Origin of the sequence: Pigmentiphaga sp. GD03639, assembly GCF_029845405.1 — a bacterium.
Lineage (GTDB): Bacteria > Pseudomonadota > Gammaproteobacteria > Burkholderiales > Burkholderiaceae_B > Pigmentiphaga > Pigmentiphaga daeguensis.
Genome location: NZ_JAOCLR010000001.1, coordinates 1 through 21,957 on the forward strand (window position 1 = coordinate 1; position 21,957 = coordinate 21,957).

General features: G+C 69.2%; 21 protein-coding genes. 16 read left to right on the forward strand and 5 right to left on the reverse strand.

The annotated features are described in order from the left end of the window. The first annotated feature begins 709 nt into the window (after positions 1–709). From N5K27_RS00005 to N5K27_RS00070, 14 genes are all read left to right on the forward strand, one after another. Positions 710–1,684 (forward strand): hypothetical protein, encoded by a 975-nt coding sequence (locus N5K27_RS00005; RefSeq protein ID WP_087838162.1) that lies wholly within the window; start codon positions 710–712, stop codon positions 1,682–1,684. Between the two features lie 118 nt (positions 1,685–1,802). Beyond that, positions 1,803–3,014 carry an ABC transporter substrate-binding protein gene (locus tag N5K27_RS00010; protein ID WP_087838163.1) on the forward strand — a complete coding sequence of 404 codons (1,212 nt, stop codon included), beginning with the start codon at positions 1,803–1,805 and terminating at the stop codon, positions 3,012–3,014. A 3-nt stretch (positions 3,015–3,017) separates the two neighbouring features. After that, positions 3,018–4,961 (forward strand): ABC transporter permease, encoded by a 1,944-nt coding sequence (locus N5K27_RS00015; protein WP_279813468.1) that lies wholly within the window; start codon positions 3,018–3,020, stop codon positions 4,959–4,961. Next, a complete protein-coding gene (locus tag N5K27_RS00020; protein ID WP_279813470.1) occupies positions 4,958–5,713 on the forward strand; it encodes an ABC transporter ATP-binding protein in 756 nt (251 codons plus the stop codon). Before N5K27_RS00015 ends, N5K27_RS00020 begins: the two co-directional genes overlap by 4 nt. Further along, positions 5,710–6,378, forward strand: a complete 669-nt coding sequence (locus N5K27_RS00025) for an ABC transporter ATP-binding protein (RefSeq protein WP_087838166.1) — start codon at positions 5,710–5,712, stop codon at positions 6,376–6,378. The genes N5K27_RS00020 and N5K27_RS00025 overlap by 4 nt, the downstream gene beginning before the upstream one ends. Before the next feature lie 111 nt (positions 6,379–6,489). Beyond that, entirely contained in the window at positions 6,490–7,257 is a 768-nt protein-coding gene (locus N5K27_RS00030; RefSeq protein ID WP_132980369.1) for an enoyl-CoA hydratase/isomerase family protein, read from the forward strand. Then, entirely contained in the window at positions 7,250–8,893 is a 1,644-nt protein-coding gene (locus tag N5K27_RS00035) for an AMP-binding protein (protein ID WP_132980370.1), read from the forward strand. Before N5K27_RS00030 ends, N5K27_RS00035 begins: the two co-directional genes overlap by 8 nt. A 4-nt stretch (positions 8,894–8,897) precedes the next feature. After that, entirely contained in the window at positions 8,898–9,836 is a 939-nt protein-coding gene (locus N5K27_RS00040; RefSeq protein ID WP_087838169.1) for a hydroxymethylglutaryl-CoA lyase, read from the forward strand. Continuing rightward, positions 9,829–10,293, forward strand: coding sequence for a PaaI family thioesterase (locus N5K27_RS00045; protein ID WP_132980371.1), 465 nt, complete (start codon positions 9,829–9,831; stop codon positions 10,291–10,293). Before N5K27_RS00040 ends, N5K27_RS00045 begins: the two co-directional genes overlap by 8 nt. A 35-nt stretch (positions 10,294–10,328) precedes the next feature. Further along, a complete protein-coding gene (locus N5K27_RS00050; RefSeq protein WP_087838171.1) occupies positions 10,329–10,805 on the forward strand; it encodes a MarR family winged helix-turn-helix transcriptional regulator in 477 nt (158 codons plus the stop codon). A 175-nt stretch (positions 10,806–10,980) separates the two neighbouring features. After that, complete coding sequence (locus N5K27_RS00055) at positions 10,981–11,718, forward strand: enoyl-CoA hydratase/isomerase family protein (protein ID WP_243724620.1); 738 nt, start codon at positions 10,981–10,983, stop codon at positions 11,716–11,718. Then, on the forward strand, positions 11,715–12,914 hold the full coding sequence (locus N5K27_RS00060) for a CaiB/BaiF CoA-transferase family protein (RefSeq protein ID WP_087838172.1): 1,200 nt from the start codon (positions 11,715–11,717) through the stop codon (positions 12,912–12,914). Before N5K27_RS00055 ends, N5K27_RS00060 begins: the two co-directional genes overlap by 4 nt. A gap of 31 nt (positions 12,915–12,945) precedes the next feature. Beyond that, complete coding sequence (locus N5K27_RS00065; RefSeq protein WP_087838173.1) at positions 12,946–13,911, forward strand: tripartite tricarboxylate transporter substrate binding protein; 966 nt, start codon at positions 12,946–12,948, stop codon at positions 13,909–13,911. A 2-nt stretch (positions 13,912–13,913) separates the two neighbouring features. Then, complete coding sequence (locus N5K27_RS00070) at positions 13,914–15,044, forward strand: enolase C-terminal domain-like protein (RefSeq protein ID WP_176400687.1); 1,131 nt, start codon at positions 13,914–13,916, stop codon at positions 15,042–15,044. 1 nt (position 15,045) lies between these two features. Here the strand turns inward: N5K27_RS00070 and N5K27_RS00075 are convergent, their stop codons facing one another. The 3 genes from N5K27_RS00075 to N5K27_RS00085 all read right to left on the reverse strand — a co-directional run bounded on the left by N5K27_RS00075 (position 15,046) and on the right by N5K27_RS00085 (position 17,740). Further along, on the reverse strand, positions 15,046–16,086 hold the full coding sequence (locus N5K27_RS00075) for a nitronate monooxygenase (protein WP_347944136.1): 1,041 nt from the start codon (positions 16,084–16,086) through the stop codon (positions 15,046–15,048). Next, positions 16,040–16,771 (reverse strand): enoyl-CoA hydratase/isomerase family protein, encoded by a 732-nt coding sequence (locus N5K27_RS00080; RefSeq protein ID WP_165963274.1) that lies wholly within the window; start codon positions 16,769–16,771, stop codon positions 16,040–16,042. The genes N5K27_RS00075 and N5K27_RS00080 overlap by 47 nt, the downstream gene beginning before the upstream one ends. A 69-nt stretch (positions 16,772–16,840) precedes the next feature. Then, positions 16,841–17,740 carry a helix-turn-helix domain-containing protein gene (locus tag N5K27_RS00085; protein WP_087838177.1) on the reverse strand — a complete coding sequence of 300 codons (900 nt, stop codon included), beginning with the start codon at positions 17,738–17,740 and terminating at the stop codon, positions 16,841–16,843. 109 nt (positions 17,741–17,849) lie between these two features. Between N5K27_RS00085 and N5K27_RS00090 the strand changes: the two genes are divergently transcribed. Together N5K27_RS00090 and N5K27_RS00095 are read left to right on the forward strand one after the other, a co-directional pair. Next, positions 17,850–18,827, forward strand: a complete 978-nt coding sequence (locus tag N5K27_RS00090; protein ID WP_132980373.1) for a tripartite tricarboxylate transporter substrate-binding protein — start codon at positions 17,850–17,852, stop codon at positions 18,825–18,827. Between the two features lie 3 nt (positions 18,828–18,830). Next, the gene (locus N5K27_RS00095; protein ID WP_087838179.1) at positions 18,831–20,579 is read left to right on the forward strand and encodes a thiamine pyrophosphate-binding protein; all 1,749 of its coding nucleotides are present in this window, start codon (positions 18,831–18,833) and stop codon (positions 20,577–20,579) included. Between the two features lie 16 nt (positions 20,580–20,595). Here the strand turns inward: N5K27_RS00095 and N5K27_RS00100 are convergent, their stop codons facing one another. Then, entirely contained in the window at positions 20,596–21,465 is an 870-nt protein-coding gene (locus tag N5K27_RS00100) for an alpha/beta hydrolase (protein ID WP_087838180.1), read from the reverse strand. Between the two features lie 63 nt (positions 21,466–21,528). Beyond that, complete coding sequence (locus tag N5K27_RS00105; RefSeq protein ID WP_087838181.1) at positions 21,529–21,942, reverse strand: YchJ family metal-binding protein; 414 nt, start codon at positions 21,940–21,942, stop codon at positions 21,529–21,531. Positions 21,943–21,957: the final 15 nt, after the last annotated feature.

The following is a 21,957-nucleotide window of genomic DNA, read 5'->3' on the forward strand; positions in this document are numbered from 1 at the left end:
GCAGGCGGCGGGGAGAAAGGCTGCCGTGGCCAGCAGCCTGCGGCGGGCAGCCTGCTGCGGCGAGAGCGAACTGCCAAGGAATGGCGCGATGAGCATGGTCGTTGTCTCCTGTCTGATTGTTTTGTATATAAAAATAGTTTTCGAATACTAAACTTGACGCAAGCTTGCCGGCAAGTCAGGTCATTCCCTGCGTTCGTGGAGGTCACAATTCGGACCAAATGGTTCGATACGCTATGGAAGCGAGAGAGACAGGGCGTGAACAGGACCCGGGGGGAGGTCCCGGCCAAGCGCGTGTCGGCCGTGCGGATGGCGGAAGCGCCGATGCCGGGAGCTAAGTGGTTTCTCTAGGGAGGCGGGAGAATGCCGGCAACAATGAATGTTGCACTTTCATCGGAAATCGCTGGCGAGCGCTTACCATCGAATGGTGGCCGGCCTTGCAGGAAGATGGACGCGTCGCGGATTTCGCAGGGAGGGCATGAAACTGGAAATGTCGTATTTTTTTACATGTTGAATTGTGGGCGCAATTATGTAATAACGCTCATACGCCAAAGTTAACGGCAGTGCTGCGCAAAACTTTAGCGCTGGTTCGCCTTCCAGTCGCTGCGCATCACGTCGTTCTCCGTGTGCGGGCTTTGCTTCGATCCTGGCTGTGTCTCCATGGCGTGCCGCAGGCACGCTGGTACCAATTTAGTCATTGAGCTGTCCCGCCATGTCCTACCTCACGGATTCTTCGAAGTTGTCCGGCTTCTGGAACGCGCGCTCGCAAGGCCTGCACCGGTTCTGGTGGGGGCTGCGGTATGCCCAGCCCATGACCTTGCTGGGAACGCACCTGGGCCGCAAGGACGAATACCTGGCCTGGTTCAACACGGTCGAGACACCGGTGCTGCGCCATCCGGCCAGCCGCTGGAGCTTCTGCCAGCGGCCGCCCAGCATGGTGGGGGCGCAGGCTTTTCACTTCTTCGGCGTGGAAAGGGTGCTTTCCGACAATCGTGGCTGGCACTGGCGGCCCTGGGGCGAGAACTGGCTGCACAATCTCCATGCCTTCGACGATCTGGTGGCGGACGGCGCGGAAGGCCGCTTCGAGTGGCACGAGAAGCTGGTCACCAACTGGATCGTGGCCAATGCGCCCGGCAAGGGCGTGGGCTGGCGGCCTCCCAGCCTGTCGCGCCGCATCGTGAACTGGGTCAAGTGGGACCTGGACAAGCATGGCTTGAACGAAGTGGGGCGGCGCAATCTGGTCGTGCAGGTGCGTTTCCTGCGCCAGCGGCTGGGTGTGTCGATGACGGCGGCCTATCCGACGAAGGCGGGCAAGGCGCTGCTGTTCGCCGGCGCGTTCTTCGATGGAGCGGAAGCCGCGGCGTGGCGCAAGACCGGGCTGTCGGTGCTGCGCACGGCACTCAAGCCCAGCTATATGCGGGCCAGGCTGGGCGGAGGCGATGGCTATCGCATCGCCATCATCGAGGATCTGCTGGACGTGATCCAGCTCGACAAGATCTATCCAGGCACGCTGGGACGGGACGAGCTGGCTCGTTCGCAGGATCTGGTGCTGCCGCTGCTGGCGATGGAAGGCGAGCGTCGCGCCGCGCCCGGGCTGGACGGGGCCGAGCCGGTATTCTTTGCCGAGCCGAAGGTGCACGCGCTGCGGCAGTACGCGCAGCGGCTGGGCCTGAACGCACCGGCCTGATCTTCCGGCGGCTTCTTACCCCCTTACAATAGGCGCTCCTCCGCAAAGGAGGGGTGCCGGCGTCTGCCTGCCCCGCATGCCGGGCATCTTCTTCGTGGGGCCTAGTCCGAGTCTGTCCATGCTTCGCATATCGCTTGCTTCCGGTTTCCTCGGTCTGTCGGTCCTGCTGGCCGCGCCCGTGCACGCCGCCGACCCGTTGCGCATCGGCGAGATCAACAGCTACAAGGCGCAGCCCGCCTTCCTCGAACCCTATCGCAAGGCCATGCTGCTGGCCCTGGACGAAGTCAACGCCGCGGGCGGCGTGAACGGGCGTCCGCTGGAGCTGGTGATCCGGGACGACAACGGCGTGCCGGGCGATGCGGTGCGCGCGGCCGAAGAGCTGGTCTCGCGCGAGCGCGTGGCGATGCTGGCCGGCGGCTTCCTGTCCAACGTCGGCCTGGCGCTGGGCGACTATGCCCGGCAGCGCAAGGTCCCGTTCCTGGCCAGCGAGCCTTTGACCGACAAGATCACCTGGGCCAACGGCAACCGCTACACCTTCCGCTTGCGGCCGTCGACCTGGATGCAGGTGTCCATGCTGGTGCCCGAGGCGGCCAAGCTGGGCAAGAAGCGCTGGGCCATCGTCTATCCGAACTATGAGTACGGACAGTCCGCGGTGCAGACCTTCAAGACGCTGCTGCAGGCCGCGCAGCCCGGCGTCGAGTTCGTGACCGAGCAGGCGACCCCGCTCGGCAAGCTCGATGCGGGGCCCGTGGTGCAGGCGCTGGAGGCCAGCAAGCCGGATGCGATCTTCAACGTGCTGTTCGCCACCGACCTGACCAAGTTCGTGCGCGAAGGCGCCACGCGAGGCCTGTTCAAGGGGCGCGAGGTGGTCAGCCTGCTGTCGGGCGAGCCCGAGTACCTCGAGCCGCTGAAGGACGAGGCGCCCGAGGGCTGGATCGTGACGGGCTATCCCTGGTATGCGATCAAGACGCCCGAGCACCAGCGCTTCCTGGATGCCTATCGGAAGAAGTACGGCGAGCCGCCGCGCCAGGGTTCGGTGGTGGGCTACGTGACCATCCACGCCGCGGCCGAGGCGCTGCGGCGCGCGGGCGGCACCGATCCGGAGAAGATCGTCGACGCGTTCCGCAACATGCCGCTGTCCTCGCCCTGGGGACCCATCGTGTTCCGCGCGCAGGACAACCAGTCGACGCTGGGCGCCTTCGTCGGGCGGACCGCGCTGCAGGGCAGCGGGGCGCAGCGCACGGGCGTCATGGTGGACTTCCGCTATGCCGACGGCGCCAGGTACCAGCCCACCGATGCCGAGGTGGCGAAGCTGCGGCCGGCGCGCTGAGCGGTGCTAGCGCAACTGCTGAACGGGCTGGCCAGCGCCAGCAGCCTGTTCCTGCTGTCGCTGGGGTTGACGCTGATCTTCGGCGTGTCGCGCGTGGTCAATTTCGCGCACGGCTCGCTCGCCATGCTGGGGCTGTACCTGGGCGTCACCCTGGCCCAGGCGCTTATCCCGCTGTGGGGCGCGCTGGGGTTCTGGGGCGCGGTGGCGGGCGCGGCGCTGGCGGTGGCCGTGGTGGGCGCGCTGATCGAGCGCGGCGTGCTGCGCCGGCTCTACGGCAGTCCCGAACTCTTTCAACTGGTCGCGACCTTCGCGCTGGTGCTGATCATCCGCGATGCGACGCTGGCCGCCTGGGGCGCCGACGATCGGCTCGGGCCCAAGGCGCCGGGGCTGACCGGCGTGCTGGCGCCCGGCACGCTGAACCTGCCGTCGTATGACTTCGTGCTGATGGCGATCGGCCTGCTGGTGCTGGCAGGCGTGCAATGGATCATGACGTCCACGCGCTGGGGCCTGCAATTGCGCGCCGCCACCGAGGATCGCGAGATGGCGCTGGCCGTGGGCGTGGACGAGCGGCGGCTGTTCACGCAGGTATTCGCGCTGGGCGCCGGCCTGGCGGGGCTGGCGGGGGCGTTGCAGATGCCGCGCGAGCCGGCGTCGCTGGCCTACGACCTGCAGGTCGTGGCCGAGGCCTTCGTGGTGACCGTGGTGGGCGGCATGGGCAGCGTGATCGGCGCCTTCGTGGCGGCGATGATGATAGGCGTGGTCAAGGCGGCCTGCGTGGCGCTGGGAACGGTGTCGATAGGCGGCCTGGAACTGGTGCTGCCCAAGCTGACGCTGGTGATCGAATTCCTCTTGATGGCCATCGTGCTGGCCTTCCGCCCTTGGGGGCTGTTCGGGCGGCCGGTGGCGCCGCCGCGCGCGGCGCGCGCCGAGCTCAATCCGCTGCCGCCGCCCACGCGCCGCGGCGGCCTGTTGCTGGCCGCGGGCGTGGCGGCGCTGGCGCTGTTGCCCTGGCTGGCCGGCGACATGGCTTACGTGCTGGTCCTGGCCGTGGATGTCCTGATCGCCGGTCTTTTCGCCGCCAGCCTGTATGTCCTGATGGGGCCGGGCGGCGTCCATTCGTTCGGCCATGCGGCCTTCCTGGGCCTGGGGGCTTATGGCGGGGCGCTGGCCGCGCCGCTGGTGGCGGCCGTGCTGCCGGGGCTGGGCGACTCGGGGCTAGGCGGCATCGCCAGCATCCTGCTGTGCCTGGCGGCGGGCATGCTGCTGGCGCTGGCCGGCGCGGCGGTGTTCGGTTTCGTCGTGCTGCGCGCGGCGGGGGTCTACGCGGCCATGCTGACCCTGGCCTTCGCCCAGATCACCTGGTCCATCGCTTTCCAGTGGGATGCGGTGACGGGGGGCAGCAACGGCCTGTTCGGCTTCTGGCCCCAGGGCTGGCTGGCGACGCGCGAAGGGTATTACTGGTTCGTCCTGGCCGTGGCCGGCGCCGGCGGCCTGCTGCTGCGGCACCTGATGCACGCGCCCTTCGGGCTGACGCTGCGCATGGTGCGCGACGCGCCGTTGCGCGCCGAGAGCCTGGGCCTGCCGGTGTTCGCGGTGCGCTGGACGGCCTTCATGCTGGCGGGGGCGCTGGCCGGAGCCGCTGGCGTCCTGACGGTATTCGCCAAGGGATCGGTCGCGCCCGACCTGCTGGCCATTCCCCGTTCGGTCGACGCGCTCGTCATGGTCCTGCTGGGCGGTCTGCAATCGCTGGCCGGCCCGTGGCTGGGCGCCCTGGCCTATACGGTGGGACAGGATTTCCTGGCGCGCGCCACCGAGTACTGGCGCGCCGCGATCGGCCTGGCCATGCTCGCGGTGATCCTGCTTGCCCCGGGCGGCCTGACCGGCGTCCGGCGGCTGGGGCGCCTTGCCCCAGCGGGACGGCCGGATGACGGGAGGGCGCCGCGATGAAGCTGGTCGTCACGGGCTTGTCCAAGTCGTTCGGCGCCGTTCGGGCGGTGGACGACGTCGGGTTCACGCTGGAAGGCGGCCAGATGCTGGCCTTGATCGGACCGAACGGCGCGGGCAAGAGCACCTGCTTCCAGTGCATCAACGGCCAGCTCCGGCCTGATGCCGGACGCATCGAATTCGATGGGCGCGATCTGGCGCGCCTGGGTGTCGCCGCGCGGGCCCGGCTGGGTCTGGGACGGACGTTCCAGATCGCCCAGGTGGCCGCGTCGCTGAGCGTGGGCCAGCACGTCGCGCTGGCGCTGGCCGCCCGCGATCCCGGCGTCTGGCACGGGATCCGGGGGCGCGGGGCGGGCGTGGACCCGGCCGAACTGCGCGCCTGGCTGGAACGCTTCGACCTGGAGCCGCTGGCCGGCAGGCTGTGCGGGGAACTGCCTTATCCCGAGCTCAAGCGCGTGGAGCTGGCCAGCGCGCTGGCCCTGAGGCCCCGGGTGCTGCTGATGGACGAACCCACGGCCGGCATGACCCGCGCCGACCGGCGCGGCCTGATGGCCATCGTGAAGCAGCAGGCCGCGGGCGGCCTGGCGGTGTTGTTTACCGAGCACAGCATGGACGTGGTGTTCGGCTTTGCCGACAAGGTCCTGGTCCTGGTGCGCGGCCGCGTGATCGCGGACGGGGCGCCCGCGCAGATCGCTGCCGACCCGGCGGTGCGGGCGGCCTACCTGGGCACGGCCGCGGCGGGAGAGCCGGCATGACGGCGCTGTTGCGCACGCATGCGCTGTGCGCCTTCCATGGCCGGGCGCAGGCGTTGTTCGACGTGGACCTGGAGGTCGGGGCGGGAGAAATCGTCGCCCTGGTCGGACGCAACGGAGCCGGCAAGAGCACGCTGATGCGCGCCTTGGCGGGCCTGGTGGAAACCACGGGCGAGGTGCTGCTGGCCGGCCGCTCCATGGCCGGCTGGCGTGCCGACAGGCGGGTGCATGCGGGGCTGGCCTGGGTGCCCGAGGATCGGCGTATCTTCACCCAGCTCACGGCGCGGCAGAATCTGGAGGTGGCCGCGGGCCGGCCGCGTCCCGGCGCGGAACCCTGGACCGTGGAACGGGTCTGTCGCCTGTTTCCCGAACTCGAGCCGCTGGCGCATCGCCCGGGAGGCGCGCTGAGCGGTGGCGAGCAGCAGATGCTGGCGATCGGCCGGGCGCTGATGACCCAGCCCCGGGTAATCCTGCTGGACGAGCCGTCCGAGGGCGTGGCCCCCATCGTGGTGCAGCGGCTGGTGGAGGCGATACGCGTCCTGCGCGGGCAGGGGTTGGCGATCCTGCTGTCCGAGCAAAACGAGGCCCTGGCCGCGCCGCTGGCCGACCGCAGCCTGTACCTGGATGACGGCGTGCTGGGAAGGGCGCCCCCAGGGGCGCCAGGGTAGGGGCGCCTCCCGCGCTGGCGGCGCCCGACGCTCGTCCATATAGTTGTTATCGTCAACAAAGTAGTGTATAAAAACAACTATCGTAGGCCACCAGACAATCCAGGGGTTCGCATGAGCAGTGCATATTCCACCATCCGCGTCGAGGTCGAGGACCACGTCGCGACGCTGACGCTGAACCGGCCCGAGAGCCGCAACGCGCTCAATACGGCCATGTGCGGCGAGTTGATCGCCGCGGCCGAGGCGCTTGCCGCCGACGACGCCGTGCACGTGGTCGTGATCCGCGGAGAGGGGCCGGTGTTCTGCGCCGGCGCCGACCTGAAGGAGCGGCAGGGCATGTCCACCGCCGAGCTGACCGCGCGCCGCGTCAAGGGCTTCACCGCCTACGCCGCCCTCGAGCGCCTGCCGCAGGCGGTGATCGCCGTGGTGCATGGCGCGGCCTTCGGGTCGGGCTGCGAGATCGCTGGCGCCAGCGATTTCATCCTGGCTTCCACCGAGGCGAAGTTCCGCTACCCGGAAGTCGGCTGGGGCACCATAGGCGCGACCCAGCGGCTGCCGCGCATGGTGGGCACGCGCATGGCCAAGGAGCTGCTGTTCACCGGCCGCACGGTGGACGCGCACGAAGCCAAGGCCATCGGGCTGGTGAACCATGTGTACGAGCCGGCGGAGCTGGAGGCGCGCGCCATGGAAATGGCCCGCCATATCGCCGCGGCCGCGCCGCTGACGGTCCGGCTGACCAAGCGCTGCGTGGACCAGGGCGTGGAGACCACGCGCGAGGGCGCGATGGCCGTGGAGCTGCTGGCCATCGAGGAGAACCTGCGCCACAGCGACTGGAAGCGCGCGATCTCGGGCTTCGGTGCGGGAGCGCAGAAAAATGCTTGACCGGCCCACTACGCTTTATCGCACGCTGGAACGCACGGCCGGGGAATACGGCGCGCGCGAGGCCTTCGTCTGCCAGGCCGACCGCCTGACCTGGAACGAGGTGCTGGCAGGCACCCGCCGCATCGCCGCCGCCTTGCACGCCAGCGGCGTGCGCAAGGGCGACCATGTCGGGATCATGCTGGGCAACGGCGCCACCTGGCTGCAGACTTTCTTCGCCTGCGCGACCCTGGGCGCGGTGACCGTGCCGGTCAATACCCGCTTCAAGACCGACGAACTGCAGTTCTGCCTGAAACAGGCGGACGTGAAGCTGCTGGTGTTCGCCGACACCTTCCTGGGCATCGATTTCGTCCAGTTGTTGACCGCGGTCGAGCCGGCACTGGATACCGGCCTGCCCGGCCAGGCGCTGCCCGAGCTGCGCCGCGCCGTCATGGTGGGCGACGGCCCCTGCCCGGCGGGCGCCGAGCGCTACGCGGATTTCCTGGCGCGGGGCCAGGAGGTCGCGCCCGGGACCATCGAATCGCTGGCCGCCGACATCACGCCCGACGATCTGCTGCTGATGCAGTTCACTTCGGGCACGACCTCGTTCCCCAAGGGCGTGATGTTGACCCACGCCAACATGCTGCTCAATGCCTGGGCCGCCGGGCAGCGGATAGGCGTAAGGCACGACGACCGCTATTTCAGCATCCGGCCGTTCTTCCACGTCTCGGGCACCACGCTGTCCGTCCTGGTCAGCCTGGTGGCGGGCTGCTGCCTGCTGACGCTGCCCAAGTTCGACGTGGCCGAGACGCTGCGCGTGATGGACGAGGAAAAGTGCACGCTGACCTCGGGCAACGACACCATTTTCCTGATGATGATGGGCCATCCCGACTTCGATCCCAAGAAGCTGCATCTGCGCGGCGGCTGGGCGGCGGCGGGGCCCGAGGTCATGCAGCAGATCCGCGACGTGATGGGTGTGGACCACGTGTGCAATGCCTACGGGCAGTCCGAGGCTTCGCCCAATGTGATCATGTCGTCGCGGGACGACCCGTTCGAGTTGCGCGCCCATGGCTGGGGGCTGCCGCATCCCGGCACCGAGGTGCGCATCGTCGACCAGGACAGCGGCGAGGTCCTGCCCCCCGGAAGCCAGGGCGAGATCCAGGTGCGTGGCTGGCACGTGATGCGAGGCTATTACAAGATGCCGGAGGCGACCGCCAAGGCGCTGACGCCGGAAGGCTGGCTGCGCACCGGAGACCTGGGCGAGATGTCGCCGGAAGGGCGGTTGCGCATGGTCGGCCGGCTCAAGGACATGTACCGGGTAGGCGGCGAGAACGTCGCGCCGGCCGAGGTCGAGGAGACCCTGCACGCGCATCCCGCGGTGCAGATGGCCCAGGTGGTCGGCGTGCCCGACGCGCGCCTGGGCGAGGTGACGGCGGCCTTCGTGCTGCTCAAGGAAGGCAAGCAGGCCGGGCGCCAGGAGCTGATCGACTGGTGCAAGGCGCGCTGCGCGAACTTCAAGGTGCCGCGCTACCTCGAGATCGTGGATACGTTCGACAATATCGGCATGACGGGCAGTTCCAAGGTCCAGAAGAACAAGCTCAAGGCGCATGCCATCGAGTTGTTCGGCCTGGCGAACGTCCACGGCGCGAAGGGAGGCTAGAACCATGAGCGACGTCACGCTTTGCGAATGTTTCGCCCGGGATGGCCTGCAGCACGAGGAGACCTTCATCCCCACCGCCACCAAGGTGGCATTGATCGACCGCTTCGCCGCCATCGGCTTCCAGCGTGTCGAGGCGACTTCGTATTCGAATCCCAAGGTCGTGCCCCAGTTCGGCGATGCCAGCGAGCTGCTGCGCGCGCTGCCGCGCCGCGACGGTGTCTGGTACAAGGCGACCTGCGCCAACGTGCGCGCCGTGGAGCGCGCGGTGGCCGACCTGGACGCAGGCTTCGGCGCCAACGAGATCAGCCTGCTGGTGTCGGCCAGCGAATCGCATTCGATGAAGAACCTGCGGCGCAGCCGCGCCGACCAGTGGCAGAACGTGGCCGACATGGTGGCGGCGTCGCAGGGGCGTTTCCGCATGATCGGCACGGTGTCGGTCGCCTGGGGCTGCCCCTTCGAGGGCAAGGTATCGGCGGACAGCGTGCTGGAGGACGTCAGGCGCTTCGCCCGGCTGGGCGTCATGCACGTGGCGCTGGGCGACACGACAGGCATGGCTGCGCCGCGGACCGTCAAGCAATTGATGTCGGCGGTGCACGCCGAACTGCCGGAGGTGACGACCGTGGCGCACTTCCACGATACGCGCGGCACCGGCCTGGTCAACTACGTGGCGGCGCTGGAGGCGGGCTGCCGCTATTTCGACTGCGCCTTCGGCGGCGTGGGCGGGCATCCGGCCAAGGTCAAGTACGGCGGCGGCCATACCGGCAACGTCTCGACCGAGGACCTGGTGAACCTGTTCGAATCCATGGGGGTGTCCACCGGCATCGACCTGGAGGGACTGATGGCAACCGCGGCGATGTGCGAGGAAGCCCTGGGCCGCACGCTGCACAGCCGTGTCGCCCAGAGCGGGTTGAATCCCTTGCTGGGAGTGGCGGCGCATGGATAGTCCCGAGTCCTGCGCGGTGCTGGAGCCGGAAGCGGTCATTCCCACCGGCCCCCTGGCGGGCTCGGCCCTGGCGCCGTTCGCCGCATGGCTGGGCATTTCCGTGCGCGAGGCCGATCATGGCCGCTCGCTGCTCGTCATGACCGCCAGCGCGCGGCTGGCAAACCGGCGCGGGGTCATCCATGGCGGGGCCATCGCCACGCTGATGGACTCCAGCATGGCCATCGCCACCCGCACGATCGAGTCCGGCATGGAGACTTCCGGAACGGTAGACCTCAACATCCATTTCATCGCGCCGGGACGGGGTGACCTGACGGCCCGCGCCGAGGTCCGGCATGCCGGCGGGACCATCGCCTTCTGCCAGTGCGAAGTGCGGGACGAGGCCGGCACGCTGGTGGCCACGGCCATGAGCAGCTTCAAGCTGAGGCGGGCCAAGCCGTCCCCGGCCGGGCCCGAGTAAGGTAAATTCCTGCGTTCACCTATCGAGAAAGACGTATGACAAGACCCGTTCCCGCGAATCTCAAGGAATTGTTTTCCTACCGCCTGAACCGCCTGGCCTTCGTCTCCAGCCGCATCGCCGCACGGGTGAACGAGAGCCAGTACGAACTGGGCTCGCGCGACTGGCGCATCATCGGGTTGCTGGGCGCCTTCGCCCCGCTGTCGCTCAATGCGCTGGCACACGAGGCCAACATCGACAAGAGCCAGGCCAGCCGCAGCGTGGCCGAGCTGATCGAGCGCGGCCTGGTCAAGCGGGGCGCCGACGAATCGGACGGCCGGGGCGTGCGGCTCGACCTGACCCCGCAGGGCCGGGCGCTGTACCGCAAGGTTTTCCCCAAGGCCGTCGATCGCAACGAGAAGATGCTGTCCGTGCTGACCGACGAAGAGCGGGAAGTGCTCGAGCGCGCGATCGACAAGCTGACCGAACATACGATCGGGTTGTTGGAAGAATTAAAACCCCCCCGTACGCGCTGACGCGCGCCCCCCAGGGGGCGGGCGGCGGGGACCGGCGGAGCCGGATCCTCCGTGCCCTGGTCTGGGGCGATTTTCTCAGGGGGTGGCAACGGGGCTGTGGGGGGAGTTTCCGCCAAAATAGTTGAATTTATCAATTAAGTAGTATATAAAATCAACTATATTGGAAACCACGAGCATGAGCATGTCCGAACTCCTGATTGAGAACCGAGGGGCCGTCCGTATCCTGACGATGAACCGGCCGGAGAAGCACAACGCGTTGAATACCGCGCTGACGCAGGCGCTGGTGGATGCGCTGTGGCAGGCCGAGCGGGATGCCGAGGTCCATGCGGTGGTGCTGACGGGGGCGGGCAAGTCGTTCTGTGCCGGCGCCGATACCTCGGAGTTCAGCGCGCTGGTGCCCGAGGATCCCCAGGCCGTCAACGCGCGCGCCGACCTGACCACCGGGCTGCACCTGGCCTTCTCGCGCATGTCCAAGCCCGTCGTGGCCGCGGTGCGGGGTAATGCGCTGGGCGGGGGCGCGGGGCTGGCCATCGCCTGCGACCTGGCCGTCATGGCCGAGAACGTGCGTTTCGGCTATCCCGAGCTCAAGCACGGCATCGTCGCGGCCGTGGTCATGTCCAATCTGGTCCGCCAGTTGGGCCGCAAGCATGCTTTCGAACTGCTGGCCATGGGCGAGCCCATCGACGGTCCGCGCGCGCTGGCGCTGGGCCTGGCCAACCGGGTCGAGCCCGACGACCGGGTGCTGGAGGCCGCGCTGGAAATCGCCGCCAGGCTGGCGGGCTGGAGCCCCATCGCGATGGGGACCACCAAGCGGCTGTTCCATCGCGTGGCCGAGCTGACGCTGGAGGAAGGCCTGGCCGCCGGGCGCGACACCAACGTCATCATGCGGGGCTTCCGCAAGGCGGCGAAATGACGCGTCCGCTGGAGAACGTCACCATCCTGGACCTGTCGCGGGTCCTGGCGTGCCCCTTCGCCACGATGATCCTGGCCGAGCTGGGAGCGACGGTGATCAAGGTCGAACAGCCCGGCACCGGCGACGAGACGCGCAGCTTCGAACCCAAGGTGGAAGGCGAGGGCGGTACCGAATCGGCCTATTACATGGCCTTCAACCGCAGCAAGCAGTCCATTACCGTCAACCTGCGTAGCGCCGAAGGGCAGGACCTCATCCGCAAGCTCAGCGCCCAGGCCGACGTGGTGCTGGAGAACTTTCCGGTCGGGACGCTGCAGCGCTACGGGCTGGACTACGCCCGGCTGTCCCAGGACAATCCCGCGCTGGTCTACGTGTCGTGCACGGGTTTCGGCATGACCGGCCCCTACGCGCCTCGCAAGGGCTACGACACGGTGTTCCAGGCCATGGGCGGCATCATGAGCCTGACCGGCGAGCGTGGCGGCGGCCCGGTCAAGCCGGGGCTGCCTGTGGCCGACCTGACCTCGGGCCTGTGGGTCGCGATCGCCATCCTGTCGTCCCTGATGGGGCGGCAGGCCACGGGCAAGGGCTGCCACGTGGATTTCTCCATGCTGGACGGCCAGGTCGGCCTGCTGTCGCTGGCCGCGGCGCGTTTCTTCGCGCTGGGCGAGGTGCCGCCCCGGCTGGGCACCGAACATCCGGGCCGCGTGCCGTCGGCGGCGTTCCGCTGCCGCGACGACAAGTGGGTGCAGGTCACGGGCAGCGACCAGCACTGGCAGCCGCTGTGCGACCTGCTCGGGCTGCATGAGTGGGCGCAGGATCCGACCCTGGTGCGCAACATCGACCGGGTCAACCGGCGCGAGGAAGTGATGGCCGGCCTGTCGGCGGCCGTCGCCCGGTTCGACCGCGACGAATTCTGCCGGCTGTGCGACGAAGCCAAGGTGCCGGCCGGCCCCATCCTGAGCGTGGACGAGGTGCTGAGCAACGAGCACGTGCTGGCGCGCGGCATGGTGCGCGAATTCGCCCATCCCCAGCTCGGTTCGTTCAAGGCGCTGCCGGTGCCGTTCAAGTTCGACGGCTTCGACGACCCCAGCCTGGGGCGGCCGCCGCTGCTGGGCGAGCACACCGACCAGGTGCTGGCGGACAGGCTGGGCCTGGGCAAGGAGGACATCCAGGCGCTGCGCGAAAGAAAGGTCATCTAAGGCCGTGCCGGCCTAAAACCAGGAGACATACATGAAGCAGTTCAAGCAATCGTTGTTGGCGGCGGCGCTTGTGCTGGCCGCCTCGGGGGCGCAGGCCCAGTCCTATCCGACCAAGCCCATCGTGCTGGTCAACCCCTATGCCGCGGGCGGTCCGGCCGATCTCGTGGCGCGCAGCCTGGCCAAGGAGCTGGGCACCGAACTGGGGCAGCAGGTGGTGGTCGAGAACAAGGCGGGTGGGGGCGCGACCATAGGCGCGGCGTACGTGGCCCGGGCGGAGGCCGATGGCTATACGCTGCTGTTCGGCACCGCGGCGGCCCACATCGTCACGCCGCTGATCCAGCCCACGCCCTACGATGGCATCAAGGATTTCACCTTCATCGCGCTGGCGGCCAACCAGCCCAACCTGCTGGTGGTGAACCCCTCGGTCAAGGCCAACACCGCGAAAGAGCTGATCGAGCTCGCGCGCAGCAATCCCGGCAAGCTGAACTACGGTTCGTCCGGCACCGGCACCTCGCCCCACCTGGGCGGGGAGCTGATCAAGCAGCAGGCCAGGATCGAGATGGCGCACATCCCCTATGGCGGCGCGGCGCCCGCGATTACCGATCTGGTGGCCGGGCGCCTGCAGGTGGGCGTGATGAACCTGTCGGGCGAACTGCCCTATGTGAAGGCAGGCAAGCTGCGGGCCCTGGCCTACGCGTCCAAGACCCGCTCGCCGCTGCTGCCCGACGTGCCCACGTTCGCCGAGGCGGGCCTGGGCGGCGCGGAGTCCGCGTCGTGGTACACGGTGGCGGCGCCCAAGGGCACGCCCGCCGCGGTCGTCAACAAGCTCAACGCGGCGCTGAACGCGGTCACCAAGAAGGCGGAGTACCGCAAGCTGATGGAGGCCCAGGGTACCGAACTGGCCACGCTCACGCCCGAGGAGACCACGCGCTTCGTCGTGGATGACGCCCAGCGCACCAAGGACCTCATCAAGTCGGCCAACCTCAAGCTCGAATGACCATGACCGCCAATACCCCGCGCATCCCGGCCCCGGCCGGGTTGGCTTCCACGATAGACCGCGTGGACATCATCGCCTGCTCGCAGCGCCAGGACGACCCCAGCTGGCGCTTTGCGCGCGGCACCATCACCCACGTGGACGGCTGGATCGTGGCGCTGACCGCGCGCAACGGCCAGGTGGGGTATGGGCACGTGCTGGGCACGCCCATCTTCAAGCCCGACACGGCACGCATCGAGCCGGTCCTGGAGGCGCTCCGGCGCGAGGCCCGGGGGCAGGACGCATTCGCGCTCGAAGCCCTGCACCGCCGGCTGGAAGCCGTGGCGGGGGTGGAAGTCTGCGCGCTGTCGGGTTTCGTCTGCGCGATCTACGACCTGCAGGCGCGGATGCTGGGCGTTCCCCTGCACGTGCTGCTGGGCGGCAAGGTACGCGATACCGTCGAGGCCTCGCGCATCGTCTCGATCAAGCCGCCCGAGGACATGGCCGAACAGGCCGCCAAGCTGGCGCGCCAGGGCTATCGCTATCTCAAGCTGAAGCTGAGCGGCGAGTCGGAGCTTGACGTCGCCCGCGTGCGCGCCGTGCGCGAGCGGCTGGGCGAGGCCGTCACGCTGACGGTGGACGCCAACCAGGCCTACCAGGCCGACGAGGCGATCCGCGTGTGCCAGGCGCTGCGGCCGATGGGCGTGGCGATGATGGAGCAGCCGGTGCCGGCGGCGGACATCGAAGGACTGTGCCGCGTGCACGCCGCGGGCGCGCTGCCCATCGAGGCGGACGAGGCCATCGCCGGGCTGCCGGGACTGGTGCGCCTGATCGGCATGGGGGCGGCCGACTCCTACAACCTCAAGGTGCATTACCTGGGCGGCATACGCAACACGCTGATCGCCGTGCGCCTGTGCGAGGCGGCGGGCGTGGGCTACCGGTTCGGCGCGATCTTCGGACCGCGCCTGCTGGCGGCCCAGGGCGTGCATGTGGCCAGTGTCGCCGGCAGCATCCATGCCGGTGCCGAACTGGCGGAGTTCGATCACCTGCTGGACGACCCGTTCGTGGGCCTGGAGGTCGAATCGGGCGAGCTGGCGGTGCCCGAGGGCCTGGGGTCGGGCGTGGACTACCAGCCCGCCAGCATCGGGCAGGCCTGAATCAGCGTATGCAGGAGGCGGCGCCGCTCAGGGCCGCTTCCGCTTCGCGCGCCAGCCGCTCGACCAGTTCACCGGCGGGCTCCAGTTTGTCGATCAGGCCGGCGCTTTGCCCGGCTTCCACCTTGCCCTGCGCCACGTCGCCGTCCTTGGCGGCCTGCCGCAAGGAACTGCGGGCGAACAAGGCATCCAGCTCGGCATCGTCGGCGCCGCGGTTGGCCGCCGCCTCGTACTCGGTCGAGAAGGCGTTCTTGACCATGCGGATGGGCGAGCGGCCACGGCCGACGATGGCGGTGTCGCCGATGCCGGCGTTCAGCACCAGGTCCTTGTAGGCGGCGTGCAGGCCCGATTCGGGCGTCAGCAGGAAGCGCGTGCCCAGTTGCGCGCCGCTGGCGCCCAGCGCCAGCATCGCGGCGATGCCCGCGCCGTCGGCGATGCCGCCCGCGCCGATGACTGGCACCGTCACCGCGTTGACCGTCGCCCGCACCAGCACCAGCGTGCCGACCTCGTCCGGGCCGGGATGGCCGCCGGCTTCGCCGCCCACCGCGATCACCGCGTCCACGCCCGCGTCCTCGGCCTTGCGGGCGTGCAGCGGGTTGGCCGTGACCTGTATCCACGTGACGCCGGCCTCCTTGAAGCGGCCGATGTGGGCCTTGGGGCCGCCCTGCGAGGCGATGATCACCGGCACCCCGGTTTCCAGCACGATGTCCAGGAATTCCGCCGCGCGCTTGTTGTACAGCGGGACGTTGACCGCGAAGGGCTGGCGCGTGCCGGCGCGCACGCGGGCGATGGCGGCGCGCAGGTCGTCGGGATACATGGGGCCGGCGGCGATCACGCCCAGGCCGCCGGCCTCGGAAACGGCCAGGGCCAGCTCGGCGTTGGACGAGGCCCAGCTCATGCCTCCCTGGACGATGGGGTGGCGGATGCCCAGGAGGGCGGTCAGTCGGGTAGCAAGCATGATTCGAGAGGGCAGTGTGGGAGGATTCGTAGGGATGCGCTCAGCCGGCTGAGGCACGGATCCGGTCGTTGACGCCGCGCGCGGCACGCACGGCGTCTTCCAGGGACAGCTCGTAGGCCTGCTGGAAGGCGCGCTTGGAGGCCGACAGGCCGGCCGGCGCGAACTGGGCCAGGCGCTCGGCCAGCGCGAGCGCGGCGGGGACCAGTTCGGCTTCCGGGACGATGCGGTTGATCATGCCCAGCGCGTAGGCGCGTTCGGCGTCGATGGGGTCGCCGGTGGCCACCAGTTCGAAGGCCGCCTTGGGGCCCACCTGCCGGATCAGGTTGGGAATCAGCATGCCGGCCGAGATGCCGTGCTTGACCTCGGGATAGCCGAAGCGGGCGGCGGGGGCGGCCAGCACCAGATCGCTGCCCAGCGCCAGGCCGGCGCCCGCGCCGATGGCCGGGCCATTGACGGCGGCGATGACGGGCGTGCCCAGGCGCGCCACGATGGTGTTGATGTCGACCAGCAGGTCGCTGCGCCGGCTGGCCAGCTCCGGCTGCTCGCGCGCCAGGCGGCGGGCTTCTTCCAGGTCGGCGCCGGCGCAGAAACAGCTGCCCCGGGCGGCGATGACCACGCATCGCGTGTCGGGATCGGCATCGGCGCCATTGAAGGCGTCGACCAGGCCTTGCAGCATCGCCAGGCCGAGCGCGTTGCGCTTAGGATGGCGGTTCAGCGTCAGCAGCAGGACATGGCCGTATCGCTCGGCCAGCAGTTCGTTTTCCTCGACCACGGTGGCGTTTCCTTGAAATATAGTTGAGAAAGTAAACTATGTAGTTAATTTCGTCAACTTTATGGCGGCTCAGGCGTCCGGCGGCACGGCGCGCCCCTGCTGGAGCGAGCCGCGGTAGGCCTGGGGAGAGAGTCCGGTGCGCCGGGAGAAGAAGCGGCTGAAATAGGCCGCATCCGAGAAGCCCAGGTCCTGCGCGATGCCGGCGACGGTGGCGTCGGTGGCCGCCAATTGGCGCCGAGCCTCGCGTACCAGCCGATCGTGCAGCATGTCGAGCGCGGAGAGCCCGCATACCGCCCGGCATATCCGGCTCAGGTGGTCCGGCGTGACCTGCAGCGCCGCGGCGAAGAAGGCCAGCGCATGCTCGCGGCGGAAGTGCAGTTCCAGCAACGCACGGTACCGCTGGACCAGGGTGTCGCGCACCGCCTGCCGGGCATGAGCGGGTTCCCCCGAACTGGCCTGCCTCAGGAACCAGGTGGCGAGCAGGATCGCATGAGCCTTGAGCACTTCGGTGCGCCCCGGTTCGGCGCGGGCGAACTCGGCCCCCAGCCCTTCGAACAGGCTGGCCGCGCGTCCGGTTTCCTGCGCGAGTTCCTCCGGGCCGATGATCAGCGGGACGTCCAGCAGGCTGGCCAGGGCGGGAGCGGACGAGAAGGCGGCCTTGAGCAGGGCGGTGGGGACGGTGACCTGGCTGCCGGCGCTGCCGGGCCGGTAATGGAAGGCGTGGACGGTGCCGGGAGGGATCATCAGCGCGGCGGGCGCGGCAAGTCCGTGCCGCGCGCCATTCATCACGGCTTCGGCTCCGCCGCGCTCGATCAACTGGAACTGGTGCAGGCCTTCGTGCCGGTGGGCGGGAATCGTCCAGTCATGCAACACGCCGCGCACATCCATGGGTTCCCAGTGCAGGCAGTCGTCCGGCATGAAGTGCCTGACTTCCCGGAAGGCGACGGCGATCGGGGCGGGCGGTTTCATGGGAGGTCGGATATGTGCAAGGCTCGCCGGTATTGTCCATTATTTTCCGTCCCTGTCCTATCTATAGTTCCCTCTACCGAGCCCGCAGAGGCAGAGCAAAGGAGACACCATGGGCAGCAGGATGGGATGGATAGGGGCGGGCGCGGCGGCATGGGTGCTTTCCTGCTCCGCGGCGTGGGCGCAGCCCGCCAGTACCGTGGTTTGGTCGGGGTTTCCGGTCGGCGGGCTGGGAGACCAGGTGTCGCGGCCGCTGATCGAGCAGTTGCGCTCGCGCTATCCGGGCACCATCGTGCTGGGCAGCAAGCCGGGCGCGGGCGGGCGCATCGCCGCGGAGTTCGTCAAGCGAGCGGCGCCGGACGGGGCGACCCTGTTGCAGGGGCCTTCGTCACCCATCGTCCTCTATCCGCACACCTACGGGGCCAGGCTCGCCTATTCGCCGCAGGCCGATTTCGTGCCCGTCGCGCCGCTGGCCTCGTATGCCATCTCGATGACGGTCGGGCCCGGCGTGCCGGACGAGGTCCGCACGCTGGCCGACTTCATCGCCTGGGTGAAGCGCCATCCCGAGAAGGCCAACTACGGCATCCCCGCCGCGGGTTCGGCACTGCATTTCGTCGGCGCCACCTTTGACCGGCTGGCAAGCCTGGACATGAAGAGCGTGGCCTACAAGGGGGGAGCGCCGTTGCTGACCGATCTGCTGGGCGGCCAGGTGCCGGTGGCGTTCAACGTGATCAGCGAAGTGTTGCCGCACCTCAAGACGGGGCGGCTGCGCTCGCTCGCCGTCAGCAGCCCGGAGCGCTGGCCCGCCGTGCCGGAGGTTCCCACCTTCGCCGAACTGGGGTATCGCGACATCGCGATGGTCGAATTCCTGGGCTGGTACGCGCCCGCGCGCACGCCGCCCGAACTGGTGGGCAGGCTCAATGCGGCCGTGCGGGACGCCTTGCAGACTCCGGAAATGACGGCCGTCTTCGCCAAGAATGGACTGATGCCGCTGATCGAAACGCCCGAGGCGTTCGCCGAACGGGTGCGCGAGGACACCGCGCGCTGGGCTCCCATCGTCAAGGCCACAGGCTTTACTCCCGAGGATTGAAACATGACGCATGACCAGGCGCCCGGAAGGCCGCCAACGACCAGCCTGACCGGAGCGCAGGTCCTGGTGCGCCTCCTGCAGGCCGAAGGGGTGCCCTATGTCTTCGGCATAGTGGGAGGCAAGCTGGCGCCCTTGCTGCACGCGTTATCGCGCTCGTCCATTCCCTTCGTGGGCGTGCGCCACGAAGCCGCGGGCGCGATGATGGCGGCGGCGGTGCGGGCCGGATCCGGCCGCGTGGCCGTGGCGCTGGGGGAAATGGGGCCCGGGGGCCTGAACCTCGCGTCCGGCGCCGGCGTGGCTTTCAATAACAATCTCGCGGCCCTGCTGATCACGACCAACCAGCACCGGGCCGCCGCCTATCCGCATCATGGCATGTTCATGGACATGGATACGCGGGCGGTGCTGGCGCCGCTGACCAAATGGAATGCCGTGGTCCATGATGCCCGCCGCCTTCCCGAACTGGTCAGGCGCGCCTTCCGCGAAGCGCTGGGAGGGCGCCCCGGACCGGTGCACCTGGACATTCCGCAGGATGTGCTGGCCAGCACGCATGATTGGCCGCTGGATGCCTTGGCGATCGCGCCGTCCCGCTACCGGGGCGTGGCCGGGCCGCGGCCCCCTGCGGCCCAGGTGCGGGAAGCGGCGAGCCTGCTCGCCCAGGCGCGCCGCCCCCTGATCGTCGCCGGCGGCGGCGTGGTCCAGGCGGGCGCCGCCGGCGGCGTACGCACGCTCGCGCAGCGCCTGCGCGCGCCTGTCGTGCCGACGCAGATGGCGCTTGGCGTCATATCCAGCGACAGCCAGCACTTCATCGGGCATGGCGGCTTGATCGCCGGCGCCGCGGTGGCGCGCGCGTTCGACCAGGCCGATGTCGTCGTCAGCCTGGGATGCAGGCATTCCTCATGGATGTGGGACGAGCGTGGTCCGCTCGTGCGCAGCCGGCACCGGGTGCTGAACGTCAATATCGATCCGTCGGCGCTGGGGGCGCCGGCGCTGCACGAGATCGGCATGCACAGCGATGTCCGCGAAGCGCTGGACGATCTGCTGGCGTGCCTGCCGCAAGAGCTGGCGGCGGTCGAGGACGGCTGGCTGGCGGGACTGCGGGCGGTGCGCGCCCGATACGAACAGGCCCTGGCGGCCATGGATGCGCCCGTGGGGCAAGCCATGCATCCGGCGGCGCTGGCGCGCGCGATCGGCCAGGCCATCCCGGACGACGCCGTCGTGGTCTTCGATGGCGGACATACGAGCTTCTGGAGCAATGACCTGACGCCGGTGCGCGAGGTGCGTTCCCGGTTCCACGAGCCGGGCATGAGCCACCTGGGATTCGGGTTGCCGTATGCATTGGCCCTGAAGCTCCTGCATCCGGGGCGCGCCGTGTTCAACGTCACGGGGGACGGTTCGTTCGGCTTCACGCTGCAGGAGCTGGATACCGCCCGGCGTCATGGCCTGCCCGTCGTCAATATCATCCACAACAACGAGGCCTGGGGCATCATCCGCGCAGGACAGCGGGCGCAGGCGGATTTCGAGCTGGGCACGGGGTTGGAGGGGACGGACTATGCCGCCATCGCGCGCGGATTCGGCTGCCACGGCGAAACCGTGGCGCAGCCCGGCGACCTGGCGCCTGCGCTGGAGCGGGCGCTGGCCTCGGGGTTGCCCGCGGTGCTCGATTGCCGCACGGCATTCGTTCCGCATCCGGCGATGGCGGCGTTCGGCAGCATGAACCGCTACGGATTCGAGGCGCTGACCCGGCCGGCCTGAGCGCGGCGGCGCCGGGCTACACGCCCAGCAGTTCGCAGGCCGCCGCGAACAAATCCTGCGCCGGATCGGCCAGCCGGTCGCAGATGTCCAGATGGTGGCAGTCGGGTATTTCCAGCGTGCGCGTGACGTTGCGCGGCCAGCAGGCGGCGATCAGCCGGTTCTGGCGGCGGAACTCGTCCGTTTCGGATGCCCCGACCGCGGCTATCAGCGGCACGCGGCGTTCAGGCACGAAATAGGCGGGCGACAGCGCGTCCACGCGCGCCGGCGTCAATTCGAGGTTGGCCAGGAACGGCGCCTTGGCGACCGGTTCGAGGTCGTACAGCCCGCTCAGCGCCAGGCCGCCGCTGACGAGGTCGGGCGGCAGGTCCGTGGACCAGGCCTGCCAGCGCGCGGCCAGCATCATCGCGGTCAACTGGCCGCCGGCCGAGTGTCCGCTGGTCACGATGCGGCGGGCATCGAAACCCAGTTCGGCGGCATGGCGGTACAGCCAGGCATGGGCGCGCAGCATCTGCCGCACGATTTCCTCGATGGGCGTGGCGGGCGCCAGCCCGTAGTCGACGATGGCGACGGCGGCGCCGCGCGCGACATAGGCGGGCGCGATCCAGGAAAAATCGGACTTGTTCAGCGCGCGCCAGTAGCCGCCGTGGATGAAGACCAGCAGCGGGGCGCCGGGCTCGCGCGGCGGAAAATAGTCCAGGGTTTCGGCCGGCGTTTCGCCATACGGCAGTCCCAGCTGCGCGGCTTGCGTGCGGCGGGCCAGCGCGCCGTCGGCGGCCCAGCGGGCGGTATAGGTGGGATGGTCGGGAATGCGGGCGAGGTTGTTGTACTCGTGTTCGCAGAATTCGGAGGTGAAGGCCGGATGGTCGTGCAGCGGATGGACGGGCATGGCGTGTAGGTCGGATCGGGACGGCGAAGGCCGGAAGCGGCGCCTGGGGCGCCGCCCGGCAGTTTAACCATTCCGCGCGGGGAAGGTCCCGTCCACGTAGTACCAGCGTCCGTCCTCGCGCACGAAGCGGCTGTTCTCGTGCAGCCGCTGGGCGCGTCCCGCCAGCCTGCTGCGGGCCACGAATTCCACCGTGGCGTGGTCGGCGTCCGCCTGCGCCGAGGCCCGCACCTCCAGGCCCAGCCACTTCAGGCCCGGTGGATCGGGTTCCAGGGCGGCCGGCCGGGTGGAGGGATGCCAGGTCGCCAGCACATAGTCATGCCTGCCGAGCACGTAGGCGCTGTAGCGGGACCGCATCAGCGCCGGCGCGTCGGGCGCCTGCAAATGGCCGGGACCCTGGTGCCACCGGCCGCAGCATTGCGCATACGGACGGGGCAGCCCGCAGGGACACAATTGGTCTACATTAACGCCTGACTTCATTTGCTCCGGTATCCG

Bases quoted from the DNA above. Each gene is read 5' to 3' on its own strand.
- N5K27_RS00030 (WP_132980369.1), top strand. From the start codon at position 6,490: ATGAGCAGTGCATATTCCACCATCCGCGTCGAGGTCGAGGACCACGTC.
- N5K27_RS00040 (WP_087838169.1), top strand. From the start codon at position 8,898: ATGAGCGACGTCACGCTTTGCGAATGTTTCGCCCGGGATGGCCTGCAG.
- N5K27_RS00035 (WP_132980370.1), top strand. From the start codon at position 7,250: ATGCTTGACCGGCCCACTACGCTTTATCGCACGCTGGAACGCACGGCC.
- N5K27_RS00085 (WP_087838177.1), bottom strand. From the start codon at position 17,740: ATGAAACCGCCCGCCCCGATCGCCGTCGCCTTCCGGGAAGTCAGGCAC.
- N5K27_RS00065 (WP_087838173.1), top strand. From the start codon at position 12,946: ATGAAGCAGTTCAAGCAATCGTTGTTGGCGGCGGCGCTTGTGCTGGCC.
- N5K27_RS00095 (WP_087838179.1), top strand. From the start codon at position 18,831: ATGACGCATGACCAGGCGCCCGGAAGGCCGCCAACGACCAGCCTGACC.
- N5K27_RS00055 (WP_243724620.1), top strand. From the start codon at position 10,981: ATGAGCATGTCCGAACTCCTGATTGAGAACCGAGGGGCCGTCCGTATC.
- N5K27_RS00025 (WP_087838166.1), top strand. From the start codon at position 5,710: ATGACGGCGCTGTTGCGCACGCATGCGCTGTGCGCCTTCCATGGCCGG.
- N5K27_RS00005 (WP_087838162.1), top strand. From the start codon at position 710: ATGTCCTACCTCACGGATTCTTCGAAGTTGTCCGGCTTCTGGAACGCG.
- N5K27_RS00070 (WP_176400687.1), top strand. From the start codon at position 13,914: ATGACCGCCAATACCCCGCGCATCCCGGCCCCGGCCGGGTTGGCTTCC.
- N5K27_RS00010 (WP_087838163.1), top strand. From the start codon at position 1,803: ATGCTTCGCATATCGCTTGCTTCCGGTTTCCTCGGTCTGTCGGTCCTG.
- N5K27_RS00100 (WP_087838180.1), bottom strand. From the start codon at position 21,465: ATGCCCGTCCATCCGCTGCACGACCATCCGGCCTTCACCTCCGAATTC.
- N5K27_RS00050 (WP_087838171.1), top strand. From the start codon at position 10,329: ATGACAAGACCCGTTCCCGCGAATCTCAAGGAATTGTTTTCCTACCGC.
- N5K27_RS00060 (WP_087838172.1), top strand. From the start codon at position 11,715: ATGACGCGTCCGCTGGAGAACGTCACCATCCTGGACCTGTCGCGGGTC.
- N5K27_RS00045 (WP_132980371.1), top strand. From the start codon at position 9,829: ATGGATAGTCCCGAGTCCTGCGCGGTGCTGGAGCCGGAAGCGGTCATT.
- N5K27_RS00020 (WP_279813470.1), top strand. From the start codon at position 4,958: ATGAAGCTGGTCGTCACGGGCTTGTCCAAGTCGTTCGGCGCCGTTCGG.
- N5K27_RS00105 (WP_087838181.1), bottom strand. From the start codon at position 21,942: ATGAAGTCAGGCGTTAATGTAGACCAATTGTGTCCCTGCGGGCTGCCC.
- N5K27_RS00090 (WP_132980373.1), top strand. From the start codon at position 17,850: ATGGGCAGCAGGATGGGATGGATAGGGGCGGGCGCGGCGGCATGGGTG.